The organism is Nocardia sp. NPDC051787, from assembly GCF_040681325.1.
Classification (GTDB): Bacteria; Actinomycetota; Actinomycetes; order Mycobacteriales; family Mycobacteriaceae; genus Nocardia.
In genome coordinates this window covers 28,587-48,729 of sequence record NZ_JBFAYO010000030.1, presented here as the reverse complement: position 1 = coordinate 48,729, position 20,143 = coordinate 28,587, and the positions used below count along the sequence as shown (strand labels likewise).

The window sequence follows — 20,143 nt, the reverse complement described above, 5'->3', positions numbered from 1 at the left end:
AGCCGGAGCCGGAGCCGGAGCCGGAGCCGGAGCCGGAGCCGGAGCCGGAGCCGGAGCCGAAGCCGAAGCCGCGGCAGTGACGCCTGCACATACTGCCCGCTGCGCGGGCAGTGCACCAGCGCGGCCGGTGGGCGCACGATCACCATCGGTGCCCACGAGAAATACCTCGTCACCGGCCGTGAGCGTCAGCACGACCCAGTCTGGAAGGCCGACTATCGAGCCACCCGCCCCAAGGTGGAACGCAAGATCGCCCACCTGATGCGCCGCCGGCACGGCGGACGCCGCGCTCGCGTGCGGGGTCGGGATAAGGTCAACGCCGACTTCGCCCTGCTCGCCGCCGCGGTCAATCTCGCACGCATGGCAGTTCTCGGAATCACCCACACCACCGGCAACTGGACCGCCGCCACCGCCTGACAACCGGCAACACCCCGAAACGCCAAATCGCCATCGGCGCAACCGGAAACAACTCTCAGCCGCCGAGACCGCCCAGCCAGCCCAACACCCTTATGTGGGCCCGGCGATCTCGCCGGGGCCCGCACAAGGGTCCGTTCGACACCAGTCACCTAGCAGCGTTCGTACTGACGCGCGTAGGCCTCCGACTCCGGTAAGACATCGCGCCAGAATTCCTGGCAACCGCCGACGAAGACCTCGAAAACGGGGCCGTTGCGTGTTTCGATCGTGTAGTCGACCACGGCACCGGGCTGGGCCAAGTAGGGGAGATGCCGTTCGGCGAGTTGTGTGGCCTGCGCAGCGGTGAATTGCTTTCCGACAGGAGGGTATATCGCGACGTCCAGGGTGCGGCCTGCTTTGCCGGGCGGGTCGTATACGGAAATCTCGACGAAGAATGGGGTGGGTTGATCGGTCAGGAACCACTCCCACATCTCGAGTTCACCATTGGACGGGAAGCGGGGTCGGCTGTACGGGAAGCGGAATGGGCGGTCCGTGTGGAGCCACCCGGGTTCCAGGCTCGAGTGATTCTTGAACCCGCTCTCCTCATGAACGGTGGATACCGTCCAGTAGTTGGATGCCAGTTCGGGGAAGTCCTGGATGATTCGGCGCATCGCCGCGGTGGCACGGTGGGGTTCGGCCTCGGAGCCCGCTGCAACGCCGATGGCGTTGTTCATCTTGTCTACGTCGATGCCGCGTGACCTCCAGCCCACCTGTGTGCCGGGGGCCGAGACTCTCGCCCAGGTGTGTGCAGAGTTCGCTTCCCTGCTCACGTCCCGACCGAACCGCCAATTCGCATAGTAAGAGTCCGTCATCCGGTCGATGTTGACCTCGGTCTGGTCGCCTTGGTAGCGCGGCGGAAGCTGCTGGGCGCCTATGGCACGCACCACGGACGCGGCCTCGTCCGGTGTGGCGCCATCCTCGAGCCGCACATCGAGCCGGGAATGGTACGTGCGGGACTTGCCCTCGTAATCGAACCAATGTGACGCATCGACCACCCCGGGAAGAGCCCGGATGGCAGTTTCGATCACGCGTGACCAGCTGTCACGCTCGGCCTGGTCGGGTCCTTGTGTCGGTATAGAACATCCGGTCAGCAGGACTGCCGCCATCATCAATATGACGGCGGGGGTGGTTAAGCGCATAACGTTTCATTCTGGCGTCCGGGATGCCAGGCGACGCTAGCGGATTTTGGTCATGACGTTGGTCGGATCATTTGCCAGCGACACTGCAAAGGTGGTGGCCGACCGGCCCGACCCGGCGCGGCCACGGCGGCGGCGATACCACGAACTCGCCACCATCCACCGAGCCGGATTCGTCCTGGCCCGCGTCGGGAATGGCCGCGGCCGCAAGAGCAGGGTCCGGTGGCGTCGAGGAGCTGGCCCGTGACCCAGCCCCACAGTCGGCCCGCCGCCACAGGATCCAACCACGCGGCGGGCCCACTCATGCCATCGCACTGTAATGCCGCTGATCGCGCGGGCTGCTCCGGGCCTTGGGGATGCAGAGTCGGCCCAACTCACCGGGGTGACATATTCGTTACGCACTCCTCATATGCCCGCTCGCGGGAGGAGACGACGATGTCACCTCTCCCTACAGCAGCCCCGTGATTCGGCGCGGCGGGAGCACGAATCCTGATGGATCGGTTAGGCAGTGGTGGAACCGCTGCCGCCGGTCCGCGGACCCGGGACAGGCGCGGACGGATGTCCCCAGATCGGTCTTCGACCACATCGCTACCACCAAGTCGGCAGCATCCTGAGATGTCGATGAGCGATGTCAACCGGCGAATTTTGCGACGGCCTGCACGGTGACCGGGGTGAAGAGGTTGATCAGGTTGCCGTCGGGATCGCGAAACAGCAACGATCGGTTACCCCACGGCATCGTCGTGGGCTCGTTGACGAAATCCTCGACCGTATCCCGCAACCGCCGGTAATCGGCATCGACGTCGGGGACCAGGAATTCGATGATCGCGGTGTGATTGTCGGCTGGGGGGGCGCTGCCCGCCGCGAACAGCGCCACGGTACGGGCGCTTCCGATCGCGAGTGCACCGGCGGGAGTGGCGATTTCGGCGAAATCCGGTGTAGCCCAGATTGCTTCGACGCCGGTCACGTGCTGATAGAAGCTGACCAGCCGTTGGATGTCGTCGGTGATCAGACGGATCGAGACGAGCTTCATTGTGTGCTCCTGCTGTCGGATGAGGCGGCGGTCCCGCCGCCGCATGCCACGGTAGAGTCGATACCGGACAGTTTCCGCCCGGTATAGATGCGAGAATTTCCCGATGACGCGCCCCACCGCCCGAGTACTGGCCTTGCTCGAGCTGCTGCAGACCGGCGGTACGCATACCGTCGGCGAACTCGCCGGACGGCTCGGCGTAGATGAACGCACCGTCAGGCGATACGTCACCCATCTCACCGACCTGGACATCCCCGTCCGATCGGTGCGAGGCCGCTATGGCGGGTACCGGCTCGCCCCCAGCTACCGGATGCCGCCGCTGATGCTGAACGACGACGAGGCGGTGGCCGTGTTACTCGGGCTCCTCACCAGCCGCGGCGCAGACCGGTCGACAGCTTCTGCCCGCGCAGCCGACAGCGTGACGGCCAAACTTCGCCGCGTCCTGCCCCCACGTCTGACGGCCCGGCTCGACGCACTGATCAACACCGTCGAATTCACCGCCGACACGCGCCCGGGAGTCGCTGTCGAGACCGCCGTGCTCCTCCGGATCGCCGAGGCCACACGCGAGCACCGACCGATCGCGATCGGTTACACCGACCGAAACGGGCGACCCAGCGAGCGGACCGTGCAACCCTACGGGCTCGTCGACCACTCCGGCCGGTGGTACCTGACAGGGAAGGACAGCAACAGCGACGAACTACGCCAGTTCCGGCTGGACCGCATCACCGCAGTGATCACACTGCCCGGAACGTTCGCTCCGCCCACAGGATTCGAGCCGGCCGCTCATCTGCTGTCCGCACTTGCCACGGCGCCCTATCGGCACGAGGTATCGATCCGAGTTCAGGGCACGCTCACCCAGGTCCGCCCGCTGCTCCCCGAGACGATCGCGACCATGCACGAGATTGACTCGCCGCCCCCTGACACCCGCCCGTGGGTCCGGGTCCGAATCCGGGCCGAACAACTCGACTGGATTCCCCCCGTCCTCGCCGGCCTGAACCGTCCATTCGTCATCGAACACCCCGACATACTCAATGACGCCGTACGCGCCCTGGCTCGCCGACTTACCGCGGCCGCCAACGGCCGATTCCAAACCCACAGGTAGACCCACACCGCCACATGGCGCGAACGCACGGTAATGCCGCTGATCGCGCGGGCTGCTCCAGGTCATAGGAGTGCAGAGTCGGCCCTGCTCGCCGGGGTGAGCGCGGATTACTACGTGCGGCTGGAGCAGGGGCGCAGCCTACAGTTCTCATCGGTGGCCCCGCATACGTGACCGACCGCACATGCGACGTGCGAGCATGGAACCGGCTGGCGGCGACGTTCATGGCCGATTTCGGGGAACTCCCCGCCGCGCAGCGCAACATGGTCAAGCTGGTATTCCTCGACGACGACAGGCGCGAGCTGTACGTCGACGGGTGGGCACGAGCAAGCCCCGAGTTCCGCCACATCTGCGCCGAGCACCACATCAAGGCCCCGAGCACGGCAGCCACCGGTACCGGCATCCGCTGGTCGGCGAGATCGAACTGACTTACGAAGCGCTCCGGCTGCTCGGCCACCCCGACCTCTTCCTGGTCGTCCACACAGCCGAGGAGGTCCGCGGCCAACGTCGAGCTGGTCAAGGCTCGAGCCCAGATCGAGCTGGCGAAGGTCTGGGGTGGTGGATTACCCCCTGGATAAGGTCATCGCGCTCTACGGGTGGATCATCAAAACCCTGCACATGCTGCGCCCGGCCGACGACGAACCGCATCGCCGGGACGTCAAACTACAGGCCAATCTCGGAGAGGGCCGCCGCGACCTGGCACGGCGGATCTGTAGACGGTAGTGCCGGTGAATGCGGCACTGCCTTGATAGCGCCGAAGTCCTTTGTCGGACACCCGCGCGTACTTCGCGAGGCTTCGCACCGATGTCTGACCCGACAGCTTCCATCAACACCGGCGTCGACGTGCCCTCCTCGGCCGCGTGCGTCAGCCGCGAATACCGCAGCTGGTGCAGCGCGTGACGGCCCGTCGTCGTAGCGCTCGGTGTGGGCCTCGAACAGCTCGGCCGCGCGGCGGTAGGGCCGTGCCCGCCCCGTCGTCGGGTCGAGGTCATTGGTGGTCCATCGATGGACGGGCCTTGCGGTCGGTGAGGAACAACGGATCGCTCTTGCGGCCTGCCAGCATCCGAGGCAACAGCCGCGCGGTGCCGGTCTGCCGCGCGATGACCTTCCATCAGCACCGATACATCCTCGCCAGCTCGCACCGACGACGCGATCGTTTCCGGCAGACCACAGGAGAACTGACACGAGAAACCACATCGGGGAAGGGTGCACAGTTTTCGACCCGTTTCGTCATGGTTATGTTTCGTTGACACCAACCAAACGTAAACGTATTTCTGACGGCGAGATTCGGTGCCGCGACGGAATCTGACCTCCGATAAGGTTCACTTATCGGAGGTCATAAGGAGTGGACCCTTAGTTGTTGGTGTCACCCACAACTATTATCGTTGGTTGCACCCACGTTGGGGTGACCAACCAAAATGCAGAAAGGGTCGTCCGATGAACAAGCTCCGCCGCACACACTCCCGATCCTTGCGCTGCCGTTGGCGCTGCTGGCTACCGCGTGCTCGACCGGAGCCACCGCGACCGAGGATGACTCCACCCGGCGTCACCTGCGAGAACTGCTGGACCGTCACGAGATCCACGCCTTGGTCGACCGTCTCGCAACCGCACTCGACGAAGGTCGATTCGACACGATCTACACCGCCGATGTGAAGGCCAAGTCCCCTGGCGGTGAGGCGCAAGGACGGGACGCCGTGATCGCGCTGGTCAGCCGGAACCATTCGAACGAACGGCGACAGCCGCACTACATCAGCAACGTGCAGATCGACTTGGCGGGCGACCGCGCGGCGGTGCGGGCGAACGCGGTAACCGCGATCGTTCCGACATCCACCGTGGACGGCAGGATAGCCCCGGAACCCCCGTTCGCAGCGGGAGGGACCTACCGATTCGACGCTGTCCGCACTCCCGAAGATTGGCGATTCTCGGGCGTGGAAACCGCACCCGTCTGGACCACAGGCGCCCTGCCGTCCTGATCCGGTCGCACCGTTCCCGGACTCCCGACCGACGCGACCGCCGCCATGGACCCGGCCCGTTGCGCGCGATGCCGTTGGCCAGTTTCCTTGAGCCAGGACAGATTTCGTTCGTGTCGATCCGCTGGGGATGACGAAACCAACGCTACGATTCCGGCGTGTCGAACCTATGTAACTACCCGGGCTGCTCTCGTCCCCTCACGCGGGGAGGTGGGCCCGGTCGGCCGTCGGAGTACTGTGACCATCCGGATCACACGCGGTGGCGCGCATGGCGGGAGCGGCAACGGCGGCAACAAGAGTCGGAGGCACCCGCCGCTGCTGTCACTGTGACGCAACAGGGGCCGGTGACAGCCGCACGGTTGCGTGCTGATGAGCTGCTCACGCAGTTCCGGTCGCTCGCCGGACAGTTGAACACCACATTGAACGCCGCTGTCGCGGAATTGTCCACGCTCGCCGACCCATCCATTGCCGAGGCGCAGGTCCAGGCGGTGCAGGCGGACGCGGCACGGCGGATCGCCGAGGCGGAGGCCGCCGCGGTGGCGGCGGAGCAGGCACGTAGGGAGGCGCAGGAAGCGCGGGCCCTCGCCGAGTCGGCGGCCGACGACGCCGCGAATGCCGCCGAACGGGCCGAAGAGCTCATCGCCCAGGCGAACGCGGCACGCGACGACGCGCTGCTCGAAGTGGGACGAGTCACCAAGCAGGCGGCGGACGACGTGTTCGTCGCGCGCAGCGATGCCGAGGCCGAAATCCGCGCCGTGCGCCAGGAGGCCGCCGAAGAAGTCGAGCGCGTCAAACACGATGCGGCCGAACAGGTCCAGCGCGCGCAGCGCCGCGCCGAAACCGAAATCGCGCAAGCTCAGCGCGAAGCAGCCACAGAGGTAAGGGCGGCCCACTCCGAACGTGACCTCGCCGTCCAGCGCGCGGCCGACGCCGAGCGCGCGACCGAGCGCGCCGAACAGGTCGCCGCCGAACGAGCCGACGCCGCCGACGAAGCGCGCGCCGAATGGCGCAGGGTACGTGCCGAACTCGACGCCACCCGCGCCGAACTGGCCGAGACCCGCCGCACCGCGGCCGCGGACCTCGCCGCGGCCCGCGCAGAAGCGGCCGCCGCGATCGACAAGGTCCGCACCGAAGCCGCCCAGCGCCTAGCGGCACTCGACGAAGCACGCGCCCAAACCCTCGCGCGCGCCGAACGCGCCGAAACCCAACTCGACGAACTCCTCGCAGAAGCACGTCGCAAATCGCACGCTACTGAATCGGTGGACCACGAAGGCACGTGACCACGCGAGTCGGTGACACGTCCATCTCCACACAGGGTTCCGTTCCTGCGCCGACATCCCGGTAGCAGGCCGGCGTTACCGGCGCGATGACGACGCCTACCGGCCACGGGGTATTCGGTCCGGCGGGTAATTCGGACTGAGGTTCGGTGCGGATCAGCCAGCATTCACCGTCTGCGACAGCAACGTTCACCACCCATCCCAGCGGGCAGCGCCCCTCGGTCATCGGCGATACGCGAGCGGCGTCGGCGTGCTCGGTGCAGACGACAGGAACGAATGCCGTTGCACCAGCGGGGCAAACGATCCGCTACCAACATCGGTCATATCATGTAGCTATGCCCGAAACTGTGGTGCAAGGGCGTACGGAACCACTGGCCGGCGGCGCCCGGCAGTCGGTACTGGTGGTCGGCGCCTGCTCGATGATCGTGGGTGTGGCAATCGCGGTGTGGCCGCACAAGTCGCTACCGACAGCGGAATTGCTATGCGGCAGCTATCTTCTGCTCAACGGTGTATTCCAGATGATCCTCGCGGTGAACGCCCGGTTCGCCACAGCCCTGCGCGCGCTGGTGCTGATCAGCGGCGTCATGTCGGCCCTGCTGGCGATGCTGTGCTTCGCGGGCGGCAATTCGGCGCTGTTGCTGTCGTTCTGGATCGGGCTCGCCTGGGCGATTCGCGGAATCTGCCACGCCACCGTGGCGGTATGGGTCGACGACCTGTCCGGGCGGGGACGGCACGAGGTGTTCGGCTTGGTCACGCTGACGATCGGCGTGGTTGTCGGTGCGTTGCCGTTCGATTCACTCGACGCGGTCGGCTGGGTCGTCGGACTGTGCCTGATCGCGATCGGCGCGGTGGAGGTCCTCATCGTCACGGCCGGCAGCCCCCGTGCGGACATGCCGCCCGGGATGATGCCGACCGCGCCTTGGATGGGTGAGCGCGGTGGCGACGGGCGCGCCCTGCAGGTTGACTATGCACCATGGCATCCCAGCATCCGAAGCTCCGATCGCCCGCCGAACTGATCGTCGTCACCTACGCCGCCGACGCCACGATCACACCCATCGCCCTCCGCGAGAGCCGCAGCGTGCAGTCACACGTGGGCACGCGGCTTCCTGAGGGTGGTGAACTGGTACGGATCTTCGGACCGGCCAACCGATTGCAGGGCCGCCTCAGCGGCACGGCACGCGAGCGAACCGGCACGGAATACCTCAATTACTTCTATGTCCGCGGCGTCGACAGCGAGCTCGACGAGCTCGCTGTTCGGCTGCGCGACGACGACGCCGTGGCGGCAGCGTACGTGAAGCCGCCCGCCGAACCGCCGATCGCGCCGCACGGCATCGTGACGGTCACAGCTGGTTCCGTGGCCGACGCACCGCCGGTTACCCCGGACTTCTTAGAGCGCCAGGGATATCTGGACGCCGCGCTGTATGACATCCCGCCCCCGGAGTTCCCGGCCACATGGCACAACCCGTTTCGTGGCGGCGCGGCCGACTCGGGGGCGATCATCGTCGGCGCGGGCACGCCACCACCGGGGTTCCACGGCCGCGACCACGGCCCCGCCCGCTCCCGGCTGGCGTTTTCCAACTACGGCAAGCGCGTCGACGCGCAGGGGTGGGGACTGGAAGTCACCACAACCGGCTACGGCGACCTGCAGGGCGGCTCCGACGAGGACCTTTGGTACACCGACGTATTCAGCGGAACCTCGAGCGCGTCCCCGATCGTGACCGGCGCGGTCGCGAGCTATCAGGGCATGAGCGGGGCCGCTGCCGGACGTAAGACACCCGGGGAGGTGCGGACCCGGTTGCGCGAAACCGGCTCGCCGCAGACCGACGCACCGGCACGGCCGGCCACCCAGCGAATCGGCACCCTACCGGACCTGAGGTCGCTGCTCGGGCCGTGATAGGGCGGTGGGCCACTCCGCGATTGCGCTCAGCGGAATCAGTCATCGACATTGTTGCGTCATCAGGAATCAATGGGATTCTTTCTACGACAACCAGTTTCATCCTGGCACACGCCGAGGTCGCGCGATCGGCAATCGCCACCCCTGAGCTCGCTCCTCAGCGCGGAGGGGCGATGGCAGCCGCGCAGCGGCATCGAGGGTGGCGGGCAGGCGACGAACGCCTGCCCACCGGCCCTTCAGGCGGCGAATCGCTCACGGAAGACTGTGCGTTCGACGGCGCGGCGTCCCGGATGAGGCGGTATGGCGTCGCTGTAACCGACTGTCACCAGCACGGCGATGGCGAGTTCGGCGCGGCCCTCGATGCCGATCGCCGCTTTGACCAGGTCGGGATCCCATCCGTTCATCGGCGCGGATGCCAACCCGAGCGCGGTGGCGGCCAGCATGGTGTAGGTGGCCGCGATCATGGCGTTCTTGACTGCGTTTTCCCGCAGCAGATCGCGTCGGCGTAGCTCATGGAACTCCGCGCGGCTGTCGAAGAGGGCGGTGAACTCGGCGTTCCAAGCACCGTTGTGGCGGGCCTGGTCCGCGATGTCGGTGTTGGGGGATTCCCACGCCGTGCTGTCGGCGACGAAGACGAGCGTGGCCGGCGCCTCGAGTGGCTGAGGCTGGCCGTAGGCGGCCGCGGACAGTTCTCTGCGGCCGGATTCGCTGGTTACGACGACGATCGAGCGGTCCTGCATATTCCAGGCGCTGGGTGCCTGCATGGTCAGGTCCAACAGTTCGTCGAGAACCGGGGCCGGAACCGGATCAGGACGGTAGTGGCGCACGGTGCGCCGGAGGCGGATGGTTTCGGAAACGGAAAGTGCTTGTTGCTCCACATTTCTAACTATCGGTTCGTTACAGCCCAATGGGAAGACGGCACCTTACAGTTCGCTACGCTCTAAAAGGTGCGTACATATGTCGAGTCCTCGGGCCTGCCCGCCGATGTCTATTCCGCGAAATGCCCCACCCGGCAGATGCTCGATCACATCGCCGGCAAGTGGACCGTGCTGATCGTGGACGCCCTGGCCGAGGGCACGATGCGGTACACCGACCTGCAGCACCGCATCGAGGGCATATCGCAGAAAATGCTGACCCAGACGTTGCGCCGGTTGGAGGCCGACGGTTTCGTGACCCGTACCGTGCACCCCACCGTGCCGCCGCGGGTCGAATACACGCTCACCGATCTCGGCCACAGCCTGCGAGTTCCCATAGCGGCGCTGCGGGAGTGGATCGAAAGCAACATCAACCGCATCGAAGCGGAACGCCGCGCCAAAGGCATTCAGCACGCCGAGGGATCGGTGTGAACCTCACAGGGCGGGCATGGTGTCGGCCGTCGAGTACGACGACCGACAGCCGTGGCACTCGGTCCGCGTGGGGTTCCGAAGTGCGCACATCCACCCAGCGGGATCGTGATCATTGCGCAGACCGATGCGACAGTCAGCGCGCGCGAGCAGCTAGCAGCAGATCGAGCAGAAGCTGACCGAATTCGGCGGGCGCGTCGGTGAAACCGCTGTGTCCGCCAGGGAACTCGGTCAACGGGATGCTCAGTTGCGCCGCGAGTGTGTCGGCCGGGCGGTAAGGGAGCTTGCCCCTGCTCTCGCGGCCCGCGCAGAGCACCAGCCGGTCGGAGACGGCCGCCAAGGCCGCCACATCAGGGCGATAAGACGTGACCACGCGCAATTCGTGCGCCATCATCCGCGGCGTGTTGACGTGTATGCGTTCGATCATCGCGGCCGCACGGGGCGGGAGTTCGGACGGATCGGGCATGGCTTTCATTCCGCCGCCGATGCCGTCGAGGAAACGCGCGCCCGCGGCGGCAAGGCCTTCGGTCACGAAGAGTTCGTGCACCTCGTCGACGAACGCCTTGTGCACGGCAGCGTCGGGAAGCACCGCGAAACACGGCGGTTCGTGCGCGACCACCAGCCGCAAGCGTTGCGGTTGCCGGGCGAGCAACTCCAGCGCCACCACCGCGCCGCCGCTGCCACCGAAGACGTAGGCGTCTTCGCCCGCGGGCGTGAGGTGTTCGAGCAGCCGGTGGGCGTCGTCGCTCTGCACTTCGACCGCAACGTCGTCCGCGGCGCCGGGGTCGAGCACGCTGCGCGAGTAGCCGCGAGGATCGGGGGTGACCACGGTGAAGTGCTCGGCGAGAGGTTCGGCGATCGGGTCGAAGACGGCCCCGTCGCCGCCGCTGCCGCACAGCAGCAGCAGTACCGGCCCGGCGCCGCGCACTTCGTAATGCAGGGTCGCTTCGGGTACTTTCAGGGTGTCGGATCTCATGACTTCTCCTTGTGACCGGACGGCCACTGCCCGAGAGCGACGTGCAGTGCGTCGATGATGCGTTCCCAGGAGTCCGCGGTGGAGCGCGCGTGCCCGAAACCGCCCGTGGCTTCCAAGACGCTGTATCCGTGAAAGGTGCTGCGCAGCAATCGAACCGCGTCGGTGCGGTCGGGTTCGGTCAAGCCGTAGCCGCGCAGCATGCCGTAGGTCAGTTCGACAGCGCGCAGCGCGCCGGTCGCGGTCTTCGCCACTTCCGGGTTCATCGGCAGCTGGGTGGCCGCGTATCGCCCGGGATGACGCAGCGCGTAGTCGCGCCAGGCGTGGGCGTACGCGGCGAGCGCGTCGCGTCCGGCGCGTCCGGCGATCGCGGCGGCGATCAGGTCGGTCTTCTCCGTGGCCGCCATGACGGCTACCCGGGTGCGCAGGTCCTGAAGGTTCTTGACGTGGGAATACAGGCTGGCGTCCTGGACGCCGAACTTCCTGGCCACGGCCGACATGGTGAGGTTGCCGAGCCCGATCTCGTCGGCGAGATCGGCCGCGGCCAGCGTGATTCGATCCGCGGTCAGCCCCGCGCGTGCCATCATCGGCCACCTCCCCAAAAACGAGGACACTAAGCTTTTACCCTAATATCCCTAAGTTTTGCAACCGTTGCAACGGCCGGCGATGAATTCCGTTCGCCTGCACCGTCCCTATAGGCGGACACGAAGGCGTACCTCCGCCTTCGCTCCGGCCGTGCGTGGGTTGCGGACGGACTACGTCCGACAGCGCCCACCAAGACACCCACGAGGACTCATGACCCAGACCCCATCAGCGGTCACAGCGCGGACTCTCGACGTTCCCGGCGCACATCTCTATTACGAACTGCGCGGTGCGGGGCCGCTGGTCGTGCTGGTCGGCGCGCCGATGGACGCCGCCGCGTTCGCGCCGCTGGCCGACCTGCTCGCCGCCGACCACACGGTGCTGACCACCGACCCGCGCGGACACCAGAACAGCACGCTGGACGACCCCGGCCAGGACTCCACCCCGGAACTGCGCGCCGACGACCTCGCCCGGCTGATCACCCACGTGGACGCCGGACCCGCCGTTGTCCTCGGATCCAGTGGCGGTGCGGTGACCGCTCTGGCGCTGGCGCAGGCTCGACCCGACCTCGTCACGACAGTGATCGCGCACGAGCCGCCGATCAACGCGCTGATCGCCGACCGCGACGCCCACCGTGCCGCCACGGAGGACATGATCGCGACCTACGCCGAGGGCGATGTGCTCGGCGCGTGGCGAAAGTTCATGTCCGCCGCGAACATTCCGATGCCGGAACCGGTGCTCGCGCAGATGTTCGGGCCCGGGCGCGACCCGCGGCAGATAGCCAGCGAACGCTACTGGTTCGCCCACGAGATCCGCGGCACCGCCAACTGGGAGCCAGACATCGTCACCCTGCTCGACGCGCGCGCCCGGCTCGTCGTCGGCATCGGCGCCGACTCCGCCGGGCAGTTCTGCGATCGCACCTCACGCGCGCTCGCCGCGGCTCTCGACCTGACGCCGACGCTCTTCCCCGGCGGCCATATCGGTTTCGTGGACGATCCGGCCGCATTCGTCGTCCGGCTGCGGGAAATCCTGACCACACCGTGATCCGCCTCGGCTCCGATACGCCGAAGCGGGTCGAACACCGTGATGGGGGCGACTGATCGGCTCATAGGGTGAATCGGCGTCCCTTCGCGGCCCACTCGCCGCGGCCCCGTGGCGTGATCGCCCAGCGGCCGCGGTTGTTGGCGTCCATGATCAAGCCACGCGACTGCAGGCGCAACAACGCACCGCGCACCGCCCATGCGGTCAGTCGCGCCTGCTGAGCCAGCTGCTCGACGGTGAGTAATCCGCCTGGCGCCAGCACACCCAGCACCGCGAAATCGGCGGCAGTCCTGGGTCGTCTCATCATGTCGGAGCCCTTTCCTTTGGGAAAAGGCAACTCGGGATCGAACTCGCCGCGGTGGTACCCGAGGTGCCCAATCGAAGGTAAGAGCGAACCTGTTCCGCCGCCACGGCTTTGCGCGACTTTGCGACGTGCGTTGACCGGCAAGCCTTCCGGTGGGGACGATTGCACAACATCGCCTCTCCGCTCTCGCAAAGGATCAGCTATGAACCTGCGACTCCTCGGATCCGGATCCGATCATGGAGCCTGTCCCGCCGTGTACGCGACCGACACCGGCGTGCTCGTGGTGCAGGGCGACGCCACCGAGCGCACGGGCACGGTCCTGGTGCCACACCAGTTGCTGGACTGGCTGGAGCCGGGTATGCGGCTACCGGTGGAGGCGACCGGAACATGCGGTTCGGTGCTGGTCGCCGGTGAACCGGTCACCGACCCCGAGCTGCTCGCGCAGTTGACCCTCGCCGGCCACGAAACCGCCGTGGTGGTGCGCTGATGCTGCACGTCGGTGGCGACCGCTGTTTCGAGCCGCTGTTCCGGGCGGCTCGATTCCGCGCCTTCCACCTGGAGGTGAGGGACTTCTACGTACTGGAGGACGAGCAGGAAGCATTGCGCCGCTTCGATGCCGGAGTAGCGTACGAGCGAGAGGAACAGCCGGAGTCATGGAAAGCCTGGGACGCTCTGATGGTGGAGTCAGCCGGTCGCGGAGTCACGCTGGAACGCCTCCGGGTCGTGACGGTCCCGCACTCCGACTACACCCGGTGGTTGTTGTCGGCGACCGACGACAATATCGCCACCGGTGAGATGGTGCGCTGGCTGCCGCGGCACTTGGCCGATCCCGGAGACGTGCCGCACGACGACTACTGGTTGTTCGACATGGACACGGTCGCGTTCAACACCTTCGCCGCGGACGGGCGGTTCACGGGTCTGTCGATCACCACCGACCCGGCCCTGGTCGACCGCTGCCTGCAGGTGCGGGACCGGCTGTGGCCCAAAGGCATTGATCATCAACGGTATTACGAGAGCGAGCACGTGGGCGAGTGAACGGTGTGTCGGACGCACGCGCGGCGCTGGGTGCGCGCCTGCGCGAACTGCGGCGCGCCGCCCACCTGACCGGCCTGGAGCTGGCGGCCAGATGTGGCTGGCATTCGAGCAAGGTCTCCCGGATCGAGGGCGGCAAACAGACGCCGTCGGAAGCCGACCTCGCCGCCTGGTGTGAGGCGTGTGACAACACCGCCGTGCTGGACGACCTGGTTGCCAACGCGCGCAATCTGCAGTCGATGTATCTGGAATGGCAACGCACTGTCGCCTCCGGTCATGCGCGCAGGCAGCGGCAGTCGATCGATCGGGAGGCGCAGACCACCCAGATCCGCTGGTATGCCCCCGATACGTTGCCGGGACTGCTGCAAACCGAGGGCTACGCCCGCGCAATCCTCGCAGCGTGCATCGCGGTCACCGGCGGACGCGACGACCTCGAAGACGCCGTGGCCGCGCGGATGGCGCGCAAGCAGGTGCTCCATCGGGCCAAGCACCGGTTCCACTTCGTGATCAACGAGGCCGCGCTCTGGCGCGTGGTCGGCGACGCGGCCACCATGGCCGAGCAGCTCGCCTATCTGCTCGCGGTGATGTCCAATCCGAGAGTCCGGCTGGGCATCATCCCGGCCTGCGCCGACTATCGCGCTCCCGCGACGAACTTCGTCATATACGACCGCTCGCAGGTGCTGACCGAGACGGTTTCGGCCGAGCTGACCATCACCCGTCCCTCCGAGATCGCCTTGCACGAGAAGACCTTCGCCATCCTGGCGGACCAGGCCGAATCCGGCGAACGTGCCCGTTTGCTGATTACCAACGTGCTGGACCGCCGGCGCGGCGCCTAGCATTCGGATCACTACGTGGATGATGCCGCCGTCGCCGGACGCGGCGGTATCACCCGAGGCGCCTCAGCGGACGAATGTCGCTGCCCGGTCGGCCAAGTCGAGCAGCGGCTGCGGGAAGACGCCGAGCACGAACGTGACCGCCGCGGTGATCGCCACGATGGAGGTGGTCAGCGGCGGGCTGACCAGCACGGGAGCCTCGGCCGGCGGGTCGGTGAAGAACATCAGCACGATGACCCGCAGGTAGAAGAACGCCGCGATGGCGCTGCAGATCACACCGACGATCACCAGTGCGCTCGCGCCGCCCGAGGCCGCGGCCTCGAAGACGGCGAACTTGCCGACGAAGCCGCTGGTGAGCGGCAAGCCGGCGAACGAAAGCAGAAACAGCGCGAAAACCGTTGCCAGCCAAGGGGAGCGGCGGCCGAGACCAGCCCACCGGGGCAGGCCGGTGGCCTCCTCACCGGCCGGTTCGCGGACCAGGCTGACCACGGCGAACGCACCGAGCGTGCCGATACCGTAGGCCGCCAGGTAGAACAGCACCGCGGCGACGCCACGGTCGTCGGCCGCCACCGGGCCGGTGAGCAGGAAACCGGCATGGGCCACCGAGGAGTACGCGAGCATACGCTTCACATCGGTCTGCGTGATCGCCATGACCGCGCCGACCGCCATGGTGGCGATCGCGACGGCGGCGATGATCGGACGCCAATCGTCGCGCAGGCCGGGCACCGCGACCTGCAGCACGCGCACCAGCGCGCCGACCGCGGCGATCTTGGTGGCCGCCGCCATGAAACCGGTGATCGCGGTGGGGGCACCCTGGTACACGTCCGGCACCCAGGACTGGAACGGCACCGCGCCGATCTTGAACAGCAGCCCCACCGCCAGCATCGCGATGCCGAGCAGTGCCAGCGTCGTGTCCTGCGGATGCCCGGCGATGGCGTCCGCGATGCCGCCGAGCCGCACCGTGCCCGCCTGCCCGTACAGCAGCGCGACACCGTAGAGGAAGAATGCCGAGGAGAATGCGCCGAGCAGGAAGTACTTCAGCGCCGCCTCCTGGGAGAGCAGCCGCTTGTGCCGCGCCAGCCCGCACAGCAGGTACAGCGGTAGCGACAGCACCTCGAGCGCGACGAACATGGTGAGCAGGTCGTTGGACGCCGGGAACAGCAGCAGGCCACCGACGGCCAGCAACGTCAGCGGGAACACCTCGGTGGTCGCGACGCCCGCTCGCACCGCGGCGGTTTCGGCCGCGCTGCCGGGCACCGCCGAAGCCTGCGGCGTGAACGCGTCCACGCCGCGGCCGAGGGTCGCGGCGGCCAGACTCCAGGTTCCCGGCCCTGACCGTGCCTGCTCGCGAGGCTCGGCGCCGCGCTCGGCGATGAACAAGACACCGAGGATCGACACCACCAGGATCGTTCCTTGCAGGAACAGCGTGACACCGTCGATCGCCACCGCTCCGGCGACGGCGGTGGACTCGGTGCCGGCCAGCGCCACCACGGCGACCAGCGCCGCGGCCAAGCCGACCAGGCTCAGCACCAAGTGCGTCGCATAGCGCAAGCGGCGGGCGACGAATGCCTCGGCGAGCACACCGAAGACCGCGGCGCCGAACACGATCAGCATGGGGGAGAGAGCGCCGTATTCGATACTCGGCGCGGGGACGCTCGCGGCGAGCGTTGACGCGCTCACTTGGCACCTCCGGTGTGTTGGGCCGGCCCCGCTTCAGGCAACGGGGGTGTCGACGGTGCGGGATCGCTGCGGCCGATGGTGGTGAGGGTTTGACTCACCGCGGGATTGATGAAGTCGGTCAGGACTTTCGGGTAGACACCGAGGAACAGCAGCGCGATGATCAACGGGACCACCACGGTGATCTCGCGGGGCGCCAAGTCGTAGATCCGCTCGTTGCCTTCCTTCACCGGACCGGTCATCATCCGCTGGTAGACCCACAGCACGTACAGTGCGGCCAGCACCAGCGCGCTGGCGGCCACCACGGCCGCGAACTGGTAGCGGGTGAAGGTGCCGATCAGCACGAGGAATTCACTCACGAATGGGGCGAGCCCGGGTAGCGACAGGGTCGCCAGCCCAGAGATGAGGAAGGTTCCGGCCAGCACGGGGGCGACCTTCTGCACGCCACCGAATTCCGCGATCAAGCGGGTGCCCCGCCGTGATACCAGGAACCCGGCCACCAGGAACAGCGCGGCGGTGGAGATGCCGTGGTTGACCATGTACAGCGTCGCGCCGGTCTGGCCCTGGCTGGTCATGGCGAAGACGCCGAGGATGATGAAGCCGAAGTGCGAGATCGACGTGTAGGCGATCAGGCGCATCAGGTCGGTCTGCCCGATGGCCAGCAGGGCGCCGTAGACGATGCCCACCACCGCGAGCGTGATCACCAGCGGCGCATAGGTTTCCGACGCACCGGGAAACAGTGGCAGGCAGTAGCGCAGCATGCCGAAGGTGCCCACCTTGTCCACCACGGCCATCATCAGCACCGCGCTGGAGGGAGTCGCCGCGACGGCGGCGTCCGGCAGCCAGGTGTGCAGCGGCCACAGCGGCGCCTTCACCGCGAAGGCGAACATGAACCCGAGGAACAAAGCGTTGAGCACCGCGGGCCCGGCGCCGAGCTGGCCCGCGTTGGCCGCTGCGACGACGGTGCGGAAATCGAATGTCCCCGCCGAGCCCTCGCCGAGCCCTTCGCGGGCGGTGAGCACGTACAACCCGATGACCGCCGCCAGCATGATCAGCCCGCCGAACAGGTTGTACAGCAGGAACTTCACCGCAGCACGTGAGCGCTGCTGGCGCAGCCGCACATCCCCGGTGCGTGGCCCGAACCCGCCGATGAGGAAGTACATCGGGATGAGCATCGCCTCGAAGAACACGTAGAACAGCAGGATGTCCAGGGCGACGAAAGAGATCAGCACCATCGCCTCGACGAGCAGGGTGAGCGCGACGTAGGTGTGCGCCACCCGCTTACCGCTGCCCACTTCGCGTTCGTCGTGCCAGCCCGCCAGGATCAGCAGCGGAACCAGAGCGGCGGTCAACAACACCAGCACCAGTGCGATGCCGTCCAGGCCCAGGGTGTATCCGGCGCCGAACGCCGGAATCCATTGGTGGGATTCGACGAACTGGTATTGCGCTCCACCGGGGTCGAAGCGCACGGCGAGCACGATGCCGGTGGCCAGCACGAGCAGCGAGAAGCTCAGCGCCACAACGCGTGCGAGGGTGCGCCGGGTCGCGGGCAGCATGAGCACGATCGCCGCACCGACGACCGGAACCAGCCACAGCGTCGTCAACAAGGGGAACTCGCTCACCACAACCTCACCGCCAGCAGGGCGGCGGCCACCAGGGCCGCGCCGGTGAACATGGACAGGGCATACGAGCGCACGAACCCGGACTGCACCCGCCGGGCCCGCGCGGACAAGCCGCCGATCAGCGCCGCGGTGCCGTTGACGATGCCGTCGATGCCGCGGTTGTCGAGGAAGACCAGCGCCCGGGTCAGATGCCGGCCGGGACGCATGAACGCCGCTTCGTTGACCGCGTCGCCGTAGAGATCTTTGCGTGCCGCGACGGTCAGCGCGGACACGGGAGCGGGTGCGGTCTCGGGGATATCGCGCCGCGCGTACTGGGAGTAGGCGAGGCCGACGCCGACGGCGACCACGCCGAGCGCGAGGACGGTGACCAGTGTCGCGGGGATGGTTTCGGTGCCGTGGTGGGCGCCGACCACCGGTTCGAGCCAGTTCTGCAGCGACGAGCCGAAGACGAACGCCCCGCCCGCCCCCGCCGAGCCCACCGCGAGCAGGATCATCGGACCGGTCATCACCGCGGGCGCTTCGTGCGGATGGGTGTCCGGTTTCCAGCGGCGCTCACCGAAGAATGTCATCAGCATGACCCGCGTCATGTAGAACGCGGTCAGGCCGGCGCCGAGCAGTGCGGCCAGACCAAGCGCGATGCCACCGAAACCGCCTTGGTTGAACGCCGCCTCGATGATCCGGTCCTTGGAGAAGAACCCGGCGAACGGCGGTACCCCGATGATGGCGAGGTAGCCGAGGCCGAAGGTGACGTAGGTGATCGGCAGCAGGGTGCGCAGGCCGCCGTAGCGGCGCATGTCGGTCTCGTCGTTCATCGCGTGCATCACCGAGCCGGCGCCGAGGAACAGTCCGGCCTTGAAGAAGCCGTGGGTGAGCAGGTGCATGATGGCGACGGCGTATCCGGCCGGGCCGAGACCGGCGGCCAGCACCATGTAGCCGATCTGACTCATCGTGGAGGCGGCCAGCGCCTTCTTGATGTCGTCCTTGGCGCAGCCGACGATGGCGCCGAACAGCAGTGTGACCGCGCCGACCAGCACCACCCCGAGCCGGGCGTTCGGCGCGAGATCGTAGATGGGGTTCGACCGCGCGATCAGGTAGACGCCCGCGGTCACCATGGTGGCCGCGTGGATGAGCGCCGACACGGGGGTGGGGCCTTCCATCGCGTCGCCGAGCCAGGATTGCAGTGGCACCTGCGCGGACTTGCCGCACGCGGCGAGCAGCAGCAACAGGCCGATCGCGGTGAGCGTGCCCTCGTCGGCGGCGGGCGCGGCGCCGAACACGGCGTCGAAGTCGACCGAGCCGAACGTCGCAAACATCACCATCATGGCGATCGCCAAGCCCATGTCGCCGACCCGGTTGACCACGAAGGCCTTCTTGGCCGCCGTTGCCGCCGAAGGCTTGTGGTACCAGAACCCGATCAGCAGGTAGGAGGCCAGGCCGACGCCTTCCCAGCCGAGGTAGAGCACGAGGTAGTTGTTCGCCAGCACCAGCAGCAGCATGGCCGCGAGAAACAGGTTGAGGTAGGCGAAGAACCGCCGCCGCCCCGGGTCGTGGCTCATGTAGCCGATCGAGTAGATGTGGATGAGCGAGCCGACGCCGGTGATCAGCAGCGCGAAACACATCGACAGCTGGTCCAATTGGAGCGCGAAGTCGACCTGGAGTCCGGCGACCGGGACCCAGCTGAACAGATCCTCGTGGATCGGCCGTTCGGCGGTGTCGCGGCCGAGCATGGCGACGAACGCGTTCGCGGCGACCCCGAACGAGGCCAGCGCCATCGCGGTACCGAGCAGGTGGCCCCACTTGTCGCCGTAGCGTCCGGTCAGCAGCAGGACGAGCGCGCCCGCCAGGGGGAGGGCGGGCAGCAGCCAGAGCGTTGCGGTGTCCAC

The 20,143-nt window shown here is 67.3% G+C and carries 20 protein-coding genes and 2 pseudogenes; 13 read left to right on the top strand and 9 right to left on the bottom strand.

The window, feature by feature from the left end:
- Window positions 1–93: 93 nt before the first annotated feature.
- A pseudogene (locus AB0M45_RS26850) lies at window positions 94–414 on the top strand (transposase); the annotation flags it as partial.
- A gap of 149 nt (window positions 415–563) precedes the next feature.
- On the opposite strand, the gene AB0M45_RS26845 reads toward AB0M45_RS26850, so the two are convergent.
- Together AB0M45_RS26845 and AB0M45_RS26840 are read right to left on the bottom strand one after the other, a co-directional pair.
- The gene (locus AB0M45_RS26845) at window positions 564–1,478 is read right to left on the bottom strand and encodes a hypothetical protein (protein ID WP_364334887.1); all 915 of its coding nucleotides are present in this window, start codon (window positions 1,476–1,478) and stop codon (window positions 564–566) included.
- A 739-nt stretch (window positions 1,479–2,217) separates the two neighbouring features.
- Window positions 2,218–2,616: a VOC family protein gene (locus AB0M45_RS26840; protein WP_364334884.1), complete on the bottom strand. Its 399-nt coding sequence runs from the start codon at window positions 2,614–2,616 to the stop codon at window positions 2,218–2,220.
- 103 nt (window positions 2,617–2,719) lie between these two features.
- Between AB0M45_RS26840 and AB0M45_RS26835 the strand changes: the two genes are divergently transcribed.
- The 7 genes and pseudogenes from AB0M45_RS26835 to AB0M45_RS26805 all read left to right on the top strand — a co-directional run bounded on the left by AB0M45_RS26835 (window position 2,720) and on the right by AB0M45_RS26805 (window position 8,853).
- Window positions 2,720–3,715: a YafY family protein gene (locus tag AB0M45_RS26835; protein ID WP_364334881.1), complete on the top strand. Its 996-nt coding sequence runs from the start codon at window positions 2,720–2,722 to the stop codon at window positions 3,713–3,715.
- 167 nt (window positions 3,716–3,882) lie between these two features.
- Window positions 3,883–4,145 (top strand): annotated as a pseudogene (locus AB0M45_RS26830) (hypothetical protein); the annotation flags it as partial.
- Window positions 4,146–4,270: 125 nt separating this feature from the next.
- A complete protein-coding gene (locus AB0M45_RS26825) occupies window positions 4,271–4,435 on the top strand; it encodes a Tn3 family transposase (protein ID WP_364334878.1) in 165 nt (54 codons plus the stop codon).
- 695 nt (window positions 4,436–5,130) lie between these two features.
- On the top strand, window positions 5,131–5,685 hold the full coding sequence (locus tag AB0M45_RS26820; protein WP_364334875.1) for a nuclear transport factor 2 family protein: 555 nt from the start codon (window positions 5,131–5,133) through the stop codon (window positions 5,683–5,685).
- 323 nt (window positions 5,686–6,008) lie between these two features.
- Entirely contained in the window at window positions 6,009–6,962 is a 954-nt protein-coding gene (locus AB0M45_RS26815) for a hypothetical protein (protein ID WP_364334872.1), read from the top strand.
- 332 nt (window positions 6,963–7,294) lie between these two features.
- Window positions 7,295–7,975 carry a DUF308 domain-containing protein gene (locus AB0M45_RS26810; protein WP_364334869.1) on the top strand — a complete coding sequence of 227 codons (681 nt, stop codon included), beginning with the start codon at window positions 7,295–7,297 and terminating at the stop codon, window positions 7,973–7,975.
- A complete protein-coding gene (locus AB0M45_RS26805) occupies window positions 7,933–8,853 on the top strand; it encodes a hypothetical protein (protein WP_364334866.1) in 921 nt (306 codons plus the stop codon). Before AB0M45_RS26810 ends, AB0M45_RS26805 begins: the two co-directional genes overlap by 43 nt.
- 236 nt (window positions 8,854–9,089) lie before the next feature.
- On the opposite strand, the gene AB0M45_RS26800 is transcribed toward AB0M45_RS26805, so the two are convergent.
- Window positions 9,090–9,731, bottom strand: a complete 642-nt coding sequence (locus AB0M45_RS26800) for a nitroreductase family protein (RefSeq protein WP_364334863.1) — start codon at window positions 9,729–9,731, stop codon at window positions 9,090–9,092.
- Window positions 9,732–9,800: 69 nt separating this feature from the next.
- Between AB0M45_RS26800 and AB0M45_RS26795 the strand changes: the two genes are divergently transcribed.
- Window positions 9,801–10,199: a helix-turn-helix domain-containing protein gene (locus AB0M45_RS26795; RefSeq protein ID WP_364334860.1), complete on the top strand. Its 399-nt coding sequence runs from the start codon at window positions 9,801–9,803 to the stop codon at window positions 10,197–10,199.
- 133 nt (window positions 10,200–10,332) lie between these two features.
- Here the strand turns inward: AB0M45_RS26795 and AB0M45_RS26790 are convergent, their stop codons facing one another.
- Window positions 10,333–11,172 (bottom strand): alpha/beta hydrolase, encoded by an 840-nt coding sequence (locus AB0M45_RS26790; protein ID WP_364334857.1) that lies wholly within the window; start codon window positions 11,170–11,172, stop codon window positions 10,333–10,335.
- On the bottom strand, window positions 11,169–11,756 hold the full coding sequence (locus tag AB0M45_RS26785; RefSeq protein WP_364334854.1) for a WHG domain-containing protein: 588 nt from the start codon (window positions 11,754–11,756) through the stop codon (window positions 11,169–11,171). The genes AB0M45_RS26790 and AB0M45_RS26785 overlap by 4 nt, the downstream gene beginning before the upstream one ends.
- A 208-nt stretch (window positions 11,757–11,964) precedes the next feature.
- Here AB0M45_RS26785 and AB0M45_RS26780 point away from each other — a divergent pair, with 208 nt between their 5' ends.
- Window positions 11,965–12,795: an alpha/beta hydrolase gene (locus tag AB0M45_RS26780; RefSeq protein ID WP_364334851.1), complete on the top strand. Its 831-nt coding sequence runs from the start codon at window positions 11,965–11,967 to the stop codon at window positions 12,793–12,795.
- A gap of 61 nt (window positions 12,796–12,856) precedes the next feature.
- Here the strand turns inward: AB0M45_RS26780 and AB0M45_RS26775 are convergent, their stop codons facing one another.
- Complete coding sequence (locus AB0M45_RS26775) at window positions 12,857–13,099, bottom strand: helix-turn-helix domain-containing protein (RefSeq protein WP_364334848.1); 243 nt, start codon at window positions 13,097–13,099, stop codon at window positions 12,857–12,859.
- A 199-nt stretch (window positions 13,100–13,298) separates the two neighbouring features.
- Between AB0M45_RS26775 and AB0M45_RS26770 the strand changes: the two genes are divergently transcribed.
- From AB0M45_RS26770 to AB0M45_RS26760, 3 genes are read left to right on the top strand one after another with little or no spacing between them, the layout of a single operon-like run.
- On the top strand, window positions 13,299–13,583 hold the full coding sequence (locus AB0M45_RS26770; protein WP_364334845.1) for a hypothetical protein: 285 nt from the start codon (window positions 13,299–13,301) through the stop codon (window positions 13,581–13,583).
- Window positions 13,583–14,131 (top strand): DUF6879 family protein, encoded by a 549-nt coding sequence (locus AB0M45_RS26765; protein ID WP_364334842.1) that lies wholly within the window; start codon window positions 13,583–13,585, stop codon window positions 14,129–14,131. Before AB0M45_RS26770 ends, AB0M45_RS26765 begins: the two co-directional genes overlap by 1 nt.
- Window positions 14,128–14,964, top strand: a complete 837-nt coding sequence (locus AB0M45_RS26760) for a helix-turn-helix transcriptional regulator (protein WP_364334839.1) — start codon at window positions 14,128–14,130, stop codon at window positions 14,962–14,964. The genes AB0M45_RS26765 and AB0M45_RS26760 overlap by 4 nt, the downstream gene beginning before the upstream one ends.
- A gap of 63 nt (window positions 14,965–15,027) precedes the next feature.
- Here AB0M45_RS26760 and nuoN read toward each other — a convergent pair whose 3' ends face one another.
- From nuoN to nuoL, 3 genes are read right to left on the bottom strand one after another with little or no spacing between them, the layout of a single operon-like run.
- Entirely contained in the window at window positions 15,028–16,641 is a 1,614-nt protein-coding gene (nuoN, locus tag AB0M45_RS26755; RefSeq protein ID WP_364334836.1) for an NADH-quinone oxidoreductase subunit NuoN, read from the bottom strand.
- Complete coding sequence (locus tag AB0M45_RS26750; protein WP_364334833.1) at window positions 16,638–18,260, bottom strand: NADH-quinone oxidoreductase subunit M; 1,623 nt, start codon at window positions 18,258–18,260, stop codon at window positions 16,638–16,640. Before AB0M45_RS26750 ends, nuoN begins: the two co-directional genes overlap by 4 nt.
- Window positions 18,257–20,143, bottom strand: coding sequence for an NADH-quinone oxidoreductase subunit L (gene nuoL, locus AB0M45_RS26745; protein ID WP_364334830.1), 1,887 nt, complete (start codon window positions 20,141–20,143; stop codon window positions 18,257–18,259). Before nuoL ends, AB0M45_RS26750 begins: the two co-directional genes overlap by 4 nt.